The organism is Brucella sp. H1_1004 (assembly GCF_047308065.1).
Taxonomy (GTDB): Bacteria; Pseudomonadota; Alphaproteobacteria; order Rhizobiales; family Rhizobiaceae; genus Brucella; species Brucella pseudogrignonensis_B.
This window is the reverse complement of record NZ_JAYKZA010000004.1, coordinates 463635-480661: the sequence shown is the minus strand read 5'-3', so window position 1 is coordinate 480661 and position 17027 is coordinate 463635. Positions and strand designations below refer to the sequence as shown.

Genomic DNA, 17027 nt, shown 5'->3' with positions numbered 1-17027 from the left:
GATCTGCTTTATTCCACAGGTGTTGTAGCACGCCGACGGGCCAGCATACGAAAGCGTGCATAGCCAATAATTGTGAAGAGCAACCAGGCAACCTGAGTAATAATGGAACCAAGGTTGAAATTCCATGATAGTGAATAGATCAAAGCTACCCCGCCTAGAATATTAAGCAGCGTAATAATAGCGTCGTCTACCGTATAAATACGTAGCTGAATCAGGGCGTAAGCCGACAGATAAAAGACTGCGCCCAACAGGCCGATGATGTCCGGCAAGCTCATTTTGATCTCCACGATCATGAAAAATCTAATGCAGAAAATGCGTCCAGAACCGTGGAATTCGCAGCCTGCAAACCATCCTTGAAACGCTCCTTTATCCGTGTCTGCGCAAATGCCAAGCCACACATTTTACATGGGGGTATGCAGAAAAATCATATCAGAAAAAGCTCATGTAACCCTTGAAAACATTGACGCGTCTAAGGTACGCAACCCTGAAAATCGCTTGAGCTATGAATTAATCACAAGCTGAAAGTCTAAGGGGTAACGTATGTCCGAGCAAAAGAGCCAGTTTCAACTAACGCGCCGATCCTTCATTTCGGGTGCAGCGGGTTTTGGACTTGTTGCTGCCAGCGGTATGAGTGGTTTGATCAACTCTGCAATGGCTGCCGACACGGATGGCGCGCCAAAGAAGGGCGGAGTTCTCAAACTCGGCATTGGCGGCGGTTCCACCACCGATAATTTCGATCCGCGGCTGTTGAAAGACTGGGTTCCGGTCAATCAGGCTTACATGCTGATGAACGGCCTTGTCGAAATCGACGCCAACAACAAAGCCGTGCCAGAACTCTTTGAAAGCTGGGAACCATCAGCTGATGCCAAGGAATGGACCTTCAAGGTTCGTCAGGGTGTGACATTCCATAACGGCAAGACGCTCGACGCCGATGACATCATTTACTCGATCAATCTGCATCGCGGTGAAACCACATCAGGCGCACGTTCACTCGCAGCCGCTTTCACCGATGTTGCAAAAGAAGGCGACGACAAGGTCAAGATCACGCTCGAAAGCGGCAATGCCGATTTGCCTTACATCCTGTCTGACTACCACTTCCTCGTGGTTCCGAAAGACTGGACCGATTTCAATAAGCCGGTTGGCACAGGTCCGTTCGTCTTTGAACGTTTCCAGCCGGGCGTACGTTCGCGCTTCACGCGTAACGAGAGCTACTGGAAGCCAAATACGGCATGGGTTGATGCGGTTGAAGTCATCGTCATCAACGATGTTTCCGCTCGTACCAACGCCATGATGTCCGGTCAGGTTCACGCTATCAATCAGCTCGACTTCAAAACTGTCGATTTGTTGAAGCGCAATCCAAACCTCAACATCGTTCAGTCGGCAAGCGGGCAGCATTTCTCGTTCCTTATGGATTGTACGCAAGCGCCTTACACCGACAACAACGTGCGCCTCGCGATCAAGTACGGCATTGATCGTGAACAGTTGCTGAAAACCGCTCTACGCGGCTATGGACGCATTGGAAACGACAACCCGATCCCAAGCTCTGATCCATTCTTCAATGCAGAGCTGCCGCAGCGCGCATACGATCCGGAAAAAGCAAAGTTCCATCTCAAGCAAGCTGGCATGGATTCGCTTAAAATCCAGCTCGCAGCCTCCGATGCTGCTTTCACCGGCGCTGTCGATGCGGCCGCGATTTTCCGCACAGCAGCAGCAAAATCCGGCATTGATCTCGACATCAAGCGTGAGCCTGCAGATGGCTATTGGGACAATGTCTGGATGAAGGCTCCATTCTGCATGTCCTATCGCGGTGGCCGTCCAACGGCTGATCTGGCGCTTTCTGTGGCGTATATCTCGACGGCCTCGCAAAACGACACCCATTGGAAAAATGCGAACTTCGACGCCAAGCTGCTTGAAGCCCGTGCAATGCTGGATCAAGCCAAGCGCAAGGAAATCTACGCTGAACTGCAAACCATGATCAGCGATGAGGGTGGTGCGCTCATTCCAATGTTCGGCGATTATCTTGACGCCACGTCCAAGAAAGTCAAAGGCGTAACCACGCATCCGATGTTCAATCTGATGGGCGCTCGCCTCGCCGAAAAAGTCTGGCTGGAAGCATAAATGTTCGTTCTAATTCTCAAGCGTGTGGGGCTCGGGCTCCTCACGCTGTTCCTCGTGTCGGCGTTGATTTTTGCCGGCACACAGATCCTGCCGGGTGATGTGGCATCCGCCATCCTCGGCCAGAATGCAACGCCGGAAGCACTTGCGACGCTGCGCGAAAGCCTGGGCCTCAATCAACCGCTTCTAGCGCGCTATTTCTCGTGGCTTGCGGGTTTCGTCACGGGCGACCTCGGCACGTCTCTTGCCAACCAGCAACCTGTTGCTGAACTGCTTTGGCCGCGCTTTTGGAATACGATGGCACTCGCAGCCTTTGCAGCTGTGATCAGCGTTCCAATCGCTATTCTTCTCGGCCTTATCACGGCAGTCAAACGCGGCGGTATTTTCGACCGTATTGTCAATATCGTCGCACTCGCATTCGTTTCGCTTCCTGAATATTTCCTCGGCCTGCTGCTGATCCTGTTCTTGTCGATCCGCTTCAACCTGCTACCAAGCCTCGCTGATACCTATGAAGGCATGACTGTGTTGGAATGGATGCAGGCAACCGCCCTGCCCGCGCTAACGCTCGTTCTCGTGACAGTTGCCCAGATGATGCGCATGACACGTACCGCCGTTTTGTCGGTTATGGATCAGGCCTATGTCGAAACGGCCTATCTGAAGGGGCTTCGCACCAAGCGCGTCGTGACCAAGCACGCTTTGCCAAATGCGGCAGCTCCAATCGTCAATGTGGTGGCGTTCAATATCGCTTACCTTATCACCGGTGTGGTTCTTGTCGAAGCCGTCTTCAACTATAACGGCCTTGGCCGCTTCATGGTTGATGCCGTTTCCAAGCGTGACCTTCCGCTTGTGCAGGCTGCGGCCCTCGTCTTCGGCGCGGCCTATGTCATTCTCAATATCATCGCCGATGTCGCTGCCATCGCGCTCAATCCGCGCCTGAGGCACCCACGATGAAGACAATGAAGAAATCTATTCCTTTGACGGCGTGGGTTGGTCTCGCCATCGTCACGCTGTGCCTTTTGATGTTCCTGTTTGGCCCGTTGATCGCGCCTTATGGTCAGGAAGAAATCGTCGGCGCGCCATTTGATCCGCCATCAGCACAGTTCTGGTTCGGCCTTGATCAGAACGGTCGTGATATGCTCTCGCGCCTGCTCTTTGGTGCGCAGATGTCAATCGGCGTCTCGCTGGCTGCATCGCTCCTATCGTTCAGCGTTGGCGTGCCACTTGGATTTCTCGCTGCCATTTTCGGCGGCTGGATCGACACGGTTCTGTCGCGCATCGTCGATACCGTCATGTGCATTCCAGTGCTCATTTCGGCGCTTGTCATCCTTCAGGCGCTCGGTTCATCGCTGCCGGTTCTGATCATCACCATCGCATTGCTCGATTCCACCCGCGTGTTCCGTTTGGCGCGCATCGTGGCCCAAGGCGTGAATGTGCTCGAATATGCCGAAACCGCCCGTCTTCGCGGCGAGGGTCTTGGCTGGCTGATCTGGCGTGAAATCCTGCCAAACACACTGCCTCCGCTGATTGCGGAATTCGGTCTGCGTTTCTGTTTCACCTTCTTGTTCGTTGCTGGTCTGTCGTTCCTTGGCCTGGGCATCCAGCCGCCATTTGCGGATTGGGGTGGCATGGTGAAGGACAACCAGCAGGCAATTCTTTACGGCCTCTACGCACCGCTATTCCCGGCGGCTGCAATCGCCATCCTTACCGTTGGCGTCAACCTCGTCGTTGACTGGCTTCTGGCCGGACGCACGACCACGCAGGGAGCTGATCGATGAGCAAGGATATCGTTCTTTCCATCTCAGACCTCGTCGTCAAAGCACCCAATGACGCAACACTTGTCGATCATGTCGATGTGACGCTGAAACGCGGCGAAGTGCTCGGTCTTATCGGTGAGTCCGGTGCGGGCAAGTCAACGATTGGTCTTGCAGCCATGGGCTATGGTCGTGGCGGTTGCAAAATTGCTGAAGGCACCATTGTCGTTGACGATATTTCGCTGATGGACGGCACCCGCGAAACGCGAGAAAAGACACGCGGCGCACGCATCGCCTATGTGGCCCAAAGTGCAGCAGCGTCATTTAACCCGGCGCACCGCATTGGCGATCAGATCATGGAGGGCCCACTTTATCACGGTCTCATGACCAAAGCCGAAGCTAAAGCATGGATGCTGGAACTTCTGCATACATTGCAGCTTCCAGATGCTGACACCTTCGGTGATCGCTATCCGCATCAGGTTTCCGGTGGTCAGTTGCAGCGTGCCATGGTTGCTATGGCCATGTCGTGCCGTCCGGATATTCTGGTGCTGGACGAGCCAACCACAGCGCTTGACGTGACAACACAGATCGAAGTGCTGGCACTGCTGCGCAGCCTTATCCAGCGTTATAACACTGCCGCTCTTTACATCACGCATGACCTTGCAGTCGTGGCGCAGATCGCTGACCGCATTATGGTTCTGCGGCATGGCAAAATGGTCGAGCTTGGTTCCGCGAAAGACATTCTCGAAGCGCCAAAGCAGGAATATACCCAGCGTCTGGTGTCTGAGCGGGAAGCCAGCATTTCGGGCGAACAAGCCGATCATAAGACAGGCGAAATCCTGCTCGAAGTGAAAAATGCGACTGCTTATTACGGCAAGAAACTCGTTCTAAGCGACGTTAATTGCCATATCCGTCGCGGCGAAACACTAGCGGTTGTGGGTGAATCCGGCTCAGGCAAATCAACGCTTGCGCGCATTATCGCCGGGCTGCCGCCGCATTCAAGCGGTATCATCACACTTGCTGGGCAGAGACTGGCTGAGAGCTACAAAAAACGCTCGCGTGAAGAACTGCGACGCATTCAGCTGGTTTATCAGCTTCCTGACGTGGCACTCAATCCGCGCCAGACGGTCGGCGAAATCATCGGTCGCCCGATGAAGTTCTATTTCGGCATGAACGAAGATCAGCGTGAAGCCGAGGTCAAGCGACTGCTTGAACTTATTGGCCTGCCCGCCGACTTCGCAAACCGCCTTCCCGGTGCACTTTCTGGCGGACAAAAACAGCGCGTATGTATTGCCCGTGCACTGGCAGCAAAACCTGATCTTATCATCTGCGATGAAGTGACTTCAGCGCTTGATCCTCTGGTCGCTGAAGAAATTCTCAGGCTCCTGCGCAAATTGCAGGACGAATTGCACGTGTCCTATCTCTTCATCACCCACGACCTTGGCGTCGTTCGTCGGCTGGCCGACCGCACTATGGTGATGCAGAAGGGCAAGGTGGTCGAAACCGGCACCACAAAGGCTATCTTTGAGCCACCTTACGAGCCTTACACAGAGCAGCTTATCACGTCCGTTCCAGAACTGCGCCGTGATTGGCTTGACGACATCCTCACAGCGCGCGCCGTCCGTTGAACAATCGAGGCGGCGCTAATGCCGCATCGAAATACCCAATATAAAGTGGACCCTATCATGACCGTAAACGTCACTGAACATCTGTGGATCACCCTCAAGGATGGCACGCGCCTGGGCGCGCGCCTGTGGCTGCCTGAAGGCGCCGAGCAAAATCCGGTTCCGGCCGTTCTCGAATACATCCCTTATCGCAAACGCGATGGCACACGTGGCCGCGATGAGCCAATGCACGGCTATTTCGCGCAGAACGGCTATGCCGCAATTCGCGTTGACATGCGTGGTACGGGTGAATCCGACGGGCATATGGCTGATGAATATCTTCAGCAAGAACAGGATGATGCGCTTGAAGTCATCGCCTGGATAGCCGAACAGCCATGGTGCAGCGGCAATGTCGGCATGATGGGCAAAAGCTGGGGTGGATTCAATGGCCTTCAGGTTGCTGCTTGCCGTCCGCCAGCATTAAAGGCGATCATCACCGCCTATTCGACCGACAATCGCTTCACAGACGACATTCATTATATGGGCGGTCTTCTGCTCAATGATAATCTGTGGTGGGGCACAATCATGCTCGCCTATCAGTCGCGTCCGCTTGATCCGGCAATCGTGGGTGACGGTTGGCGCGACGCATGGATTGAACGTCTGGAGCGCCTGCCGTTCTTCCCTGCCCTCTGGCTCGAACATCAGCATTACGACGAATATTGGAAGCATGGCTCGATCTGCGAAGATTGGTCTGCAATCCAGTGCCCGGTTCTCGCCATTGGCGCATGGGCCGACAGCTACACCAATGCCGTTCCACGCCTGCTCGAAAACCTTCAGGTTCCAGCGCGCGGCATTATCGGCCCATGGGGTCATGTCTATCCACAAGACGGCCTGCCGGGTCCTGCAATCGGCTTCTTGCAGGAAGCAGTGCGTTGGTGGGACCAGTGGCTCAAAGGCATCGAGACCGGCATCATGGATGAGCCGAAGCTGCGCGCTTATGTCTGCGACACTATCGACCCAACCGGCTCGCGCGACTTTACCAATGGCCGTTGGGTTGGCGAACAGAACTGGCCATCGACCGAAATCACGCCGAAGCCTTTTGCACTTGGTGCTGACTTCAGTTTGGGCAAGGCTGATGCAGCTAAGGGTGTACTCTCGATCTCGTCACCAAACAGCCACGGCAAGGCCGGCGGCGAATGGATGGCGACCGGTTGCCCTGGCGAACACCCAACCGACCAGCGTCTTGACGATGGCGGCTCGCTCAACTTCGATACCGCTGTTCTGACTGATGACCTCGAAATTCTCGGTGCGCCGGTTGCTCGCCTGAAGTTCACTGTCGATCAGCCGGTTGCACAGGTTTCGCTGCGTCTCAGTGATATTCTGCCCGATGGCCGTATCACCCGCGTCAGCTATCAGGTTTTCAACCTCAACCACGTCAATGGCCATGACAAGCCGGAAATGCTGGTTCCGGGTAAGACCTATGAAATCGCAATCAAACTCAACGATACGGGTTACAGCTTCAAGAAAGGCCATCGCATCCGTCTTTCGGTTGCGACCGGCTACTGGCCGATGGTCTGGCCATCGCCTAAGCGCGTAACACTGACGCTCGACACCGCTTCGTCGGTTCTTGATCTGCCTGTGCGTCAGCCATCTGCCGATGACGCAAAGGTCGTCTTCCAGAAGCCAGCGCATGGCCCGGCAACACCAATGACCCAGCTTGATCCGGGCAGCGTGCGCCGCTGGACCGAGCAAGATCACGTCACCGGCGAAACGCTCTATGTGACAGAAGGTATTGGCGGTTTGTTTGGCGAAGGCATTTTGCGCTTTGACGATCTCGGCACACAGTTGAGCCATAGCCTCAAGCGTGAGCTACGCATCAATGACAATGATCCGTTGTCGGCGTCTTATGTTCTGACACAAGCCTATCAGATGGGTCGCGAAGGCTGGATGATTGATATTGAAACAACGACCAGCCTTCGTTCGGATCATCAGAATTTCTATATTTCAGGCGTTCTGAGCGCAAAGGAAAACGGCAAAGACGTCAAACAGCGTACCTGGGAGCAAACCATTCCGCGCGATCATCTTTAGACCTGTTCAAACAGCAGGTCAGTTTTCATGGCCTGATGTTATTCATTATAAGATGAGTGGAGTTGCTTCGGAACACTGGAAAAAGAGATTGCGGTAATAACGCAATACTTAAAACATTTTTTCGGCGCAAAACCAACATGAGGCTGCTCAATATTGAACAGCCTCATGCTTATATTTAACGATCAGAACGAGCGCTGGAAACGTAGTTTCAAACCAAGCGCATCCTGTCCATCCAGAGCGATACGCTTGTTGTTCCACTGAACATAGGTAACTTCAGGCGTGATGTTAAATCCGGGTACTAATGCATAACTGACATTGCCAGTGGCCATCAGGGTTTCGCTGGCATCATAGCCAACTTGTAAATTGATTTTGGCTTTCTTAGTTGCCTGATAGGCAAGTCCACCCCACAAAGCCCAATCGCCACCCCATGTACCATAGAAACTATCTACAATACGATAGACTTCGCCATTGGCATTAGCTTTATAATGATCATCATTTGATTTATAGGCGAACTGCGACCAGAGAGAAAATTTGTCATTCAGCTTGAGATCAACCTTGACCTTAGCAGCCCATTCTTCGTTACGCGCATCATAGGCAGCTACGCCAGCAATACTGCCCCATGATTGAGCATATTTCAGCCCTCCGACGACATGCGGCATATAATCATCGATGGTAACATCAACGTCGGCGTCTGAATTACCGCCTTGTTCAAGCGACAAAATGGCCGAGAAGCCTTCCTTGTTTTTGTAGGTATAGCTGATGAGATTTGTGCGATACCCGCCGGCCAGAATGACGTCATCGTTCAGCACATTGCCGAGATAATCAGAGAAGGTGACGAATGCAGACTGGTCGAGACCAACGCGCAGACCACCAAGTTCGATAAAGCCCAAACGCAGAGAGCCGGACGATGAAGAATCTGCGCCATTGTACCACTGATAGCGCGTTTCGGTGACTGTCTTGAGGGTGCCGAGTTCAGTTTCGCTCCCAGTAAATGTGCGGAAAGTAAAACGGGTCAGCTGCCCGTACGTATCCATTTTTTTGGTGCTTGGAACACGTGCATAAGCATAATCACCACCGCTAACATCATAACGCACATAACCAGCAAAACGCAGGCAGGTTTCGGTTCCGGGAATATAGAAATAACCCTTGCCATAGGCATCGCAAACGCGAACATATTCAACAGCTTCAGGCTCGGGTGCAACAATGGTATCGGCAGCCGATGCCACTTGCGACATTGCCAGAACAGCGACCGATGCAGCTAGAATTTTCTTCATTTGAGTAGGTGTCCCCTTTGATTTTAGACAATAAGAGTTTTTCGGCGGAAAGAGACTTTCCGTCGTGCTAAGAACAGACTGCCGGAACTCGCTAAAACCGGCTGCCTGCTATAACTGTGAATGCTGGATTACGTGCCTGATATGGACAAAGCGCCCCGCCCCGTCATCAACCCCAATTCCCCATTTGAATTTCTAAAGCTTGCAATGACGCGCCATCATTTCGGCAACGTCTTCCCGCCCCTCTTCACGCAGTTTTTTGATCGCAGCACTCATATCTGCCGACCGTTCGTCCTGCCCGAGCTTGAACTTGATTTCCATCTTCTCAATCGGCATTTCGTAGCCGACGATATTGGGCAGACGCCGCTCCAGACCACCGGGACCGAGTTCCTTCATCTGCCAAGGCTTATCACGACCCTTTTCCATATGTTTGACGAGCTCGTGGAGATGTTTGGCGGTCGCTGCTTCCGACAGGATTTTGGGCGCGCCGTGAATATGAGCAACCATAAAACTCCAAGTCGGCGCGCTGTCCCTTTCTGGATAACCCGGATACCATGACGATGATACATAGTGACCAGCATCCATCAGGATTGCGATTGATGGCAGGCCGCGTTGCAGAAATTCAACGTGATTGTTGGATGCAGCAACATGCGAGACCAGCGTGCCGTTTTCGCCGCGTGTCCGATCCATCATGAAGACGGGGTGCGATATAGCAACGCCTCCCTCATGGCTGGTGATCAAAGTACCAAGCACCGTTCTATCAACGAGATCGAAAACCTCGGTCGTATCGGACGGCTGGAAATAGGGCTTTGTATAGAGCATCGCTTGTCTCTTGATTTCAGGCGTGAATAGCGGGCAGTCGATCAGACCATGGGCACATGGCTTCCAACTGACCTGCAAGTTCGAATAGCAAATTTTCGGCCCCATAAGGAGCAATGAACTGGCTACCGATCGGCAAACCATCAGACGTTTCATGGAGGGGAACACTCATCGCAGGCAACCCAGCAGCGTTGACCGGATGGGTGAAGGTTGTCAGTTCGAGAAACTGCCGGGCAAACCCCTTCCAGTCGGGTGAGCGCACGTCGAGCATCCCAAGCGGAAATGATCCAACCGGCATGATCGGGCTTAACACCACATCGCATTCTTCAAACAGGCGACCAAAACTGCGCGCGGTACTGTTGGCGGTTAAACGCGCCTGAATGACGTCTGTGGCGGTCAAGCTATTGCCATAAGAGGCCAACCCCAGATTTGAAGGCTCAAAATAGAGGTCATTGGCAGGCTTTGCCATTGTCGCGGCAACATCCGCCACTTCAATTGCGGTATAAACAGCGATCAGTTTTTGTATGGCATCTGCAAGCTGAATACCATCAAAATCTGGCTTTACCCGAACAACATTATGTCCGAGCCGTTCGCACAACGCAATCGTCGCCTCAAGTGCTGCTACTGTCTTCTCGTCGAGAGCTTGATTGAGATCAGACTGTTGCCAAACTCCAATACGAAGCTTTTGCGGTGCCGTTCTGACACTGTTGACGAACAGGTCCGTCTTGGCCGGGGCCGCATAAAGCGAACCCGGTTCAAGAGCATCCGTCAGATCAAGCATCATTGCGGAATCGCGAACTGAACGCGTCAAAACATGATGGCTGACCATTCCGCCCCAGTTTTCTGTCGAGACCGGACCGCATGGGACACGCCCGCGCGACGGACGCAGCCCGAAAAGCCCGCCACAAGATGCGGGGATACGGATCGAGCCTGCTCCGTCATTACCATAAGCCACAGGCACCATACGCGCGGCAACGGCCGCTGCCGCACCGCCGGAAGAACCGCCAATGCTGCGTGTCACATCCCACGGATTAAGTGCCGGACCATGAAGCGAAGATTCCGTTGCGATATTACAGGAAAACTCAGGCAGATTGGTCTTGCCTATCACCACCAAACCAGCGGATTTATAGCGTTTGACGAGTTCATGATCGCGCTGCGAGATATTTCCCTCTGCCGCACGACATCCAAAGGACATTGCTGCACCGGAATAGGAAGGGCAATCATCCTTCAATAAAACCGGAACACCCTTAAGCGGACCTTCTGGCAGCGATTTAAGCTGTTCTTCCGCTTGATCGCGCATCTCATGGATCACAGCATTCAGCTCGGGATTGCAGCGATCAATGGCTGCAAATGCCTCATGAACAGCCTCATGCGGCGACAGAATTTTGGCGCGAATGGCCTCTCCCAAACCGACCGCATCGGCCCGGGTGTAGTCAAACGATTTAGACGTCATGGGGTTATCCCAATGCTAAGCTCACCAAGCGGAGCGTTTTATTGTTCCTTGCTGATCATCCAGAAGCGATCTGTATCGCCTGCCCAGCCTTTGTAATCATTCACTTTCGGGCCCGTCGCCGTGATAGACGGCAAATTGACCAGACCAAGGATTGGAACCTGTTCAGCCATCAGCGTATTGAGCTCGTTGAAAAGCTTCTTGCGTTCTTCGACATCGCTTGTCACTGAAACCTGCTTGAGAAGCTCTTCCGCCTCGGCATCATCCCACTGGCGTGCGGCATCCGCCTTCTTGTCACCGATCATTGACTGGAAAGACAAAAGCGGATCAAGACGGGCGGAATAAGCGAAAACGGCAAGTTCATAGGCGCCACGGCGATACTGGTCGAGTTGTGTCGCCCAATCACGCACCTCAAGCTGTGCATTGATGCCGGAGGCTGCAAGGAATGCCTGAATAATTGTAGCAACCTGTACACGGTTCTGGCGGTTGGCGACCAAAAGGCCGATCGGTTCACCCTTATATCCCGCCTTCGTCAACAGCTCCTGCGCTTTGGCTGGATCGTATGCCGGCCATGCGGCTGCCTGATTATCGGAATAGATGGTGTTTGGTGCAATAACCGAAGGATTAGGCGTGTACATCCCCTCGCCGATGGCGGCCGCAAGCTGATCAAGGTCAATCGCATGCGCAATCGCCTGACGTATCTGCGGATCTTTGAGTTTATCGGAAGCAGATTGTATCTGAAGCACCATCCATGCTGGCGTCTGCTGCACATTGACCTTCATGCCTTTCGCTTCCAGATCCTTGACGCCTGTTGGCTCCACTTCATCGATGAAGTCGATCTCACCGGAAAGCAAGCCATTGGTGCGTGTGCTTGAATCAGGAACAGTCATGAACTGAATGGTCTTTACATGGCCTTTCTTGTTCCCCACCAGACCGTCGACATCGCCGGGCAGAGCCGCGTAATCATCGAAACGGGTCAGGTCCAGATAACGACCACGCTCCCATTTGGAAAAAGCATAGGGACCGGTGCCAATCGGCTTTACAAATTTGCCATCTGCATCAACGGATTCCGGACTCAATATCCATGGCGTGCACTGGATGGTAGCCATGGTAATGACGAAATTTGGCGCAGGTGTCGCAAAACTAAAACGCACCGTGCTGTCATCAACAGCCTCGACGGACTTCAATTCGGAGTCTACCTTGCCATTATAGCGATTGACGCATTGAAACGCTGTATCCGGCTTGAGATAACGCTCGAAATTCCAGACGACATCCTTGGCAGTCAGGTCTTTGCCATTCTGGAACTTGACGCCTTTGCGCAATTTGAATTCATAGACCGTATGATCGGCATTCGAGGTCCAGCTCTCTGCCAGCATCGGCTTGATTGCGAGGTCGTCGCCATAAGCGACCAGACCTTCGGCAATATGGGCAACAACCATATCGGCATTGGCATCGCGATTGACGCCCGGATTGATGCTCGCAACATCAGAGTGAATGGCGACGCGCAAGGTCTCATCGTCTGCAGCATATGCTTGGAAGGATGTGGCGCTGAGACCAAGAAGCGCCATGCTGAGTGCAGAGCGGATTGAAATTGGATTGAACATTTTGGTTTCCCCTTTTTGTTTTTGATTTAGCGCTATGGTCAGCTTTGTGACCTCAACACGTCCGCGAAAAATGCTTCGACCGGCTCCAGCACTTTGAAAGGCTCATGGGCCACGCCCGGCACCCTGTCCCTGCGAACCGCGATGCCATGCGCCTCAAAAGACTTGGCCAGTGCTTCAATGCGGTCGATCCGGCAATCGCCCTGCAGATCGGCGCCGTCCATCCAGAAGGCGCTTTCACGCGGGATGGCGATTTCCCAAGTTGCGATATCTTCCTCACCGATCACTGTATGAACCGTAACAGCCTTCATTGCTTCAAGATCAATGCGGCAGCCAAAACGTGCTTCAACATCGCGAACGCCAACCCACCAGTCATAATCGGCATTGAGCAGAGTTACGACGCCCGGTGCTCCGATAGAGACGGCCTTGAGCCTGTGAGGATGCAACATGAAAAAGCGCTGGCAGAACTGCCCGCCGCCCGAAAAGCCGTACATGATGGCGCGATTGCTTTTGAGGCGATACTTGGCGGCCACTTCGTCGATCATCGACAGCAGAATATGGTCAAAGCGAATGCCGTGAAACTCGATGCGCTTGTAGTTGGCAAGATCGCCCTGCACGACGATGCCCGCAGGAAACAGCGGCGCCAGAACAATGCAGCGGTTCTTTTGCGCAAAACTTGCAAAGTGATCGCGATATTGTGCCGCCGTCCGCCCCGTCCCGTGAATGATGACGATTAATTCGTGCGTTTCGGTACCGTCCTCATCATAGTCCTCGGGGACATAAAGGCAGTAACTGAAACGCTGATCAAACTGACTTGCAAAAAACGTCGTCGCGCCGAAATCGTAGAAGCTGAGTTTTTTGCCATGGCCCTGCCGCTTGCTGACAGGCTTTTCCTCAGTGATGGACATGACCGCCCTCCTCTCCGGATTTCGTATTTGCTTTGTCACCGCGCCATTTGAGTTTGACGCCACCCTCACCCGTCAGTTCGAGCATTGGAATGGCTGACAAAAGACGTCGGGTATAGTCGTTTTGCGGCGCGTCAAAAATATCGTCGCGCGTTCCCTGCTCTATAATGCGACCGTCATTCATCACGACCACACGATCGGCAATTTGTTCAACCACGCCCAGATCATGAGTAATGAACAGGCAACCGAAGCCATAGCTCTGCTGCAGCTTGGCGAAGAGATCGAGAACCTGCGCACGCACCGTTACGTCAAGCGCCGAGACTGCTTCATCCGCAATGACAAAAGCGGGACGGCGAACGAGCGCACGCGCAATCGCCACACGCTGACGCTGACCGCCCGACATTTCATGCGCATAGCGATTGGCATAGTCTCCACCGAGGCCAACGTCCTCCAGTGTTTCGCGAACACGATCCACTTTCTGGCTTGACGAAAGCTCTTTCGAGAAACGCAGCGCCTCACCGACCAACTCGCCCACTTTCATACGCGGATCGAGTGATGAATAAGGGTCCTGAAACACCATCTGCGTGTGATAACGATAATCCTGATAATGGGATGAACGTCTCTCGACAGGCTGTCCCTTGAACAGCAACTTCCCTTCGCTCGGCTTGATTAGTCCGGCCATCACGCGCGCGGCTGTGGTCTTGCCCGAACCCGAGCCGCCAACCACTGCAACAACCTCGTTGGGCAGAACATCAATCGTAACCCCATGCAGAGCTCGCTTGCCGCCCGCTTTCTTGAACCAGCCACCCCGGCCTTCAAAATCGACAACAAGATCGCGCACGCTGATCAGCGGATCAGCCTTTGGAACCACGCGTGCAGGCCCACGAACCGGTAATGTCGAAAGCAGTTTGCGGGTGTAATCATGCCGGGGCTTTGCAAGAACATCCGCGGTATCACCCGTTTCAACCACTTCACCATGACGCATCACAACCACACGTTTGGAATAGCGCGCAATCATTGGAAGATCGTGGCTGATCAGCAAAACGGTCGTGCCACGTTCCCGCGTGAGATCGACCAGCAACTCCATAACCTCGCGCTGGATAACGGCATCAAGCGCAGTGGTCGGCTCGTCCGCGATCAGCAGATCAGGCTTCATGAGCATCGCGCAGGCTATCATGATGCGCTGGCGCATTCCGCCTGAGAACTCATGTGGGAACGCCTCAATCGCCCGATCAGGATCGGCAATACCAACACGCAACAACATGGCTCTGATCCAGTCGGCATGTTGTGCCTTCTCGGCTGGAAAGTGCAGTTCCAGCCCTTCTTCAAGCTGCCGCCCGATGGTCAGTGACGGGGTGAGCGAAGTCATCGGCTCCTGAAAGATCATGGCAATGCCATCGCCACGCAGCCCGCGCAAAGCGGTCGGCGACATCGTTGACACGTTCTGCCCCTTGAAGCGGATCGCACCATGACTTGTTTTAATGGACGCCGGAACCAGCCCCATAATGGCCCTCGCGAGGATGGTTTTGCCGGAGCCGGATTCACCAACGATGCCAAGAATTTCGCCAGCTTTTATGGAGAAGGATGCGCGCTTGACGATCTCCAGCGCACTGTCGCCAACGCGCAGGCTGACATGGTCGATTTCAAGCAGGGGCGCGGAAGTCATGAGCGCTTCCTCATACGTGGGTCGAGGCGGTCGCGCAACGCGTCACCAAGAAGATTAATACCAAGCAGCGACAGCGAAATTGCAAGGCCGGGGAAGATACCAAGCCAAACGGCCTGCTCAATAAAATTACGGCTTCCCGCCAGCATATTGCCCCAAGTCGGCGCTGGCGGCGGCACACCCAGACCCAGAAAGCTGAGCGAGCTTTCTGCAAGAATTGCCCAGCCGCACATGGACGTTGCCATGACCAGAACAGGCGCCAGACAGTTGGGCAGAATATGGCGCACCATCGTATAGATTTCCGAGTTTCCCATGACGCGGGAGGCCTCAACGAACTCCCGTTCACGCAGGCTCAAAACCGTGCCACGGACCACGCGGATCACGGAAGACATATAGGCCAGAGCAAGTGCCAAGATGATTCCGTTCTTGTTGGCACCAAAGACGGCCAACAAACCAAGCGCCATCAATATGCCGGGGAATGCCAGCAAAGCATCATTGACCATCATCAACAGCCGGTCGAACCAGCCACGCAAGAAGCCGCTGATCGCCCCGATAAGCACTCCACCGAGGGTAGCAAGAAAGACTGTGAACACGCTGATTGAAACACTGGCCGATGCGCCTCTCATAAGACGGCTCAGCTGGTCGCGCCCAAATTCATCCGTACCCAGCCAATGCGCAGCACTTGGCGGCGCAAGACGCGCAGCAAAGTCGAGGGCCAGCGGGTTGTAAGGCGTCCAGAAAGAACCTACCACCGCTATCGTGAGAAGCGTTGCGGTCAGGGTTCCGCCAATAATCGCGTTGAGAGAGAGATTTTTCATTTTGCCGTAACCTTCGGGTCGAAGAACGGATAGAGAAGGTCCACGATCAGATTGACCAGCACATAAACGCAGGCTGTGAACAGCAAACAGCCCTGAATGACGGGATAATCGCGAGCAAAGATCGCATCAACCAGAAGCCTGCCAAGTCCGGGAATCGTGAAAACGGTTTCCACAACTGCAATACCGCCAAGCAGATTGCCAAGGATCAGCCCCAACAATGTCCAGGTCGGGCCAAACGCATTACGGAAAGCATGACGCCACATCACGGTCGCTTCCGGCAGTCCCTTGGCGCGGGCATGGGTGATGTAATCCAGATTCAGCACTTCAAGCGTCGAGGCGCGCGCCATCCGCAGAATGACGCCGATTTCATGCAGAAACAGTGTGGTGATCGGCAAAACCAGATAGAGAAACGCTTTCCATGGGTTCTCACCAAAGCTGACATAACCGACAATCGGCAACCAGCCGAGCTTGAGTCCAAAGGCCAGCAACAGCAGCAAGCCCATCCAGAATGTCGGAACCGAAAGCAGCAAGGTGGCACAGGTCACAAGCGTCAGATCGGTCAGGCTGTTCTGCTTCCAGGCTGCGATCATTCCAAGCGGAACAGCGACAAGCGTAGAGAGCACCACTGCTGACAAGACAATACGCGCACTGACCGAAAAACGCTCCAGAACCAACGGAAGCACCGGCTGCTGGTTGGCAATCGAAACGCCAAGATCGCCATGTAAAACATTGCCACCCCAGATCAAGAACTGGGTGAAGATACTGTGATTGAGGCCTAGCTGCTCGCGCAGCGTGGCCAGCGTCGCAGCATCCGCAGAATCGCCCAGCATCAGGGCTGCAGGATCGCCCGGTATCAACCGGACAATCACAAACACAGCCACTGCCACGATCAGCAATGTTGGTATGGCCATGCCTATTCTGGAGAGCGCAAAGCGCAGCATT

At 53.9% G+C, this 17027-nt stretch carries 14 protein-coding genes; 5 read left to right on the top strand and 9 right to left on the bottom strand.

The genetic code is table 11. From position 1 onward, the window contains the following. Positions 1-8: 8 nt before the first annotated feature. A complete protein-coding gene (locus U2P60_RS21055; protein WP_413574316.1) occupies positions 9-275 on the bottom strand; it encodes a CBU_0592 family membrane protein in 267 nt (88 codons plus the stop codon). A gap of 265 nt (positions 276-540) precedes the next feature. Here U2P60_RS21055 and U2P60_RS21050 point away from each other — a divergent pair, with 265 nt between their 5' ends. Genes U2P60_RS21050 through U2P60_RS21030 form a run of 5 tightly spaced genes read left to right on the top strand, consistent with a single transcriptional unit; the run spans position 541 to position 7558 of the window. After that, positions 541-2118 carry an ABC transporter substrate-binding protein gene (locus tag U2P60_RS21050; RefSeq protein WP_413574315.1) on the top strand — a complete coding sequence of 526 codons (1578 nt, stop codon included), beginning with the start codon at positions 541-543 and terminating at the stop codon, positions 2116-2118. Beyond that, on the top strand, positions 2119-3066 hold the full coding sequence (locus U2P60_RS21045; protein ID WP_413574314.1) for an ABC transporter permease: 948 nt from the start codon (positions 2119-2121) through the stop codon (positions 3064-3066). Further along, entirely contained in the window at positions 3063-3890 is an 828-nt protein-coding gene (locus U2P60_RS21040) for an ABC transporter permease (protein WP_413574313.1), read from the top strand. The genes U2P60_RS21045 and U2P60_RS21040 overlap by 4 nt, the downstream gene beginning before the upstream one ends. Next, complete coding sequence (locus U2P60_RS21035; protein WP_413574312.1) at positions 3887-5494, top strand: ABC transporter ATP-binding protein; 1608 nt, start codon at positions 3887-3889, stop codon at positions 5492-5494. Before U2P60_RS21040 ends, U2P60_RS21035 begins: the two co-directional genes overlap by 4 nt. Before the next feature lie 57 nt (positions 5495-5551). Next, positions 5552-7558 (top strand): CocE/NonD family hydrolase, encoded by a 2007-nt coding sequence (locus U2P60_RS21030; protein WP_413574311.1) that lies wholly within the window; start codon positions 5552-5554, stop codon positions 7556-7558. A gap of 182 nt (positions 7559-7740) precedes the next feature. On the opposite strand, the gene U2P60_RS21025 is transcribed toward U2P60_RS21030, so the two are convergent. The 8 genes from U2P60_RS21025 to U2P60_RS20990 form a co-directional block, all read right to left on the bottom strand. Beyond that, the gene (locus U2P60_RS21025; RefSeq protein WP_413574310.1) at positions 7741-8832 is read right to left on the bottom strand and encodes a porin; all 1092 of its coding nucleotides are present in this window, start codon (positions 8830-8832) and stop codon (positions 7741-7743) included. Between the two features lie 192 nt (positions 8833-9024). Then, positions 9025-9651 (bottom strand): FMN-binding negative transcriptional regulator, encoded by a 627-nt coding sequence (locus U2P60_RS21020; protein WP_413574309.1) that lies wholly within the window; start codon positions 9649-9651, stop codon positions 9025-9027. Between the two features lie 16 nt (positions 9652-9667). After that, positions 9668-11101 (bottom strand): amidase, encoded by a 1434-nt coding sequence (locus U2P60_RS21015; RefSeq protein ID WP_413574308.1) that lies wholly within the window; start codon positions 11099-11101, stop codon positions 9668-9670. Between the two features lie 38 nt (positions 11102-11139). Further along, positions 11140-12702, bottom strand: a complete 1563-nt coding sequence (locus tag U2P60_RS21010) for an ABC transporter substrate-binding protein (RefSeq protein ID WP_413574307.1) — start codon at positions 12700-12702, stop codon at positions 11140-11142. A 38-nt stretch (positions 12703-12740) separates the two neighbouring features. Then, positions 12741-13607 carry an alpha/beta hydrolase gene (locus U2P60_RS21005; protein WP_413574306.1) on the bottom strand — a complete coding sequence of 289 codons (867 nt, stop codon included), beginning with the start codon at positions 13605-13607 and terminating at the stop codon, positions 12741-12743. Beyond that, complete coding sequence (locus U2P60_RS21000) at positions 13594-15270, bottom strand: ABC transporter ATP-binding protein (RefSeq protein ID WP_413574305.1); 1677 nt, start codon at positions 15268-15270, stop codon at positions 13594-13596. The genes U2P60_RS21005 and U2P60_RS21000 overlap by 14 nt, the downstream gene beginning before the upstream one ends. Further along, positions 15267-16085, bottom strand: a complete 819-nt coding sequence (locus U2P60_RS20995; protein ID WP_007878271.1) for an ABC transporter permease — start codon at positions 16083-16085, stop codon at positions 15267-15269. Before U2P60_RS20995 ends, U2P60_RS21000 begins: the two co-directional genes overlap by 4 nt. Next, complete coding sequence (locus tag U2P60_RS20990; RefSeq protein ID WP_413574304.1) at positions 16082-17026, bottom strand: ABC transporter permease; 945 nt, start codon at positions 17024-17026, stop codon at positions 16082-16084. The genes U2P60_RS20995 and U2P60_RS20990 overlap by 4 nt, the downstream gene beginning before the upstream one ends. Position 17027: the final 1 nt, after the last annotated feature.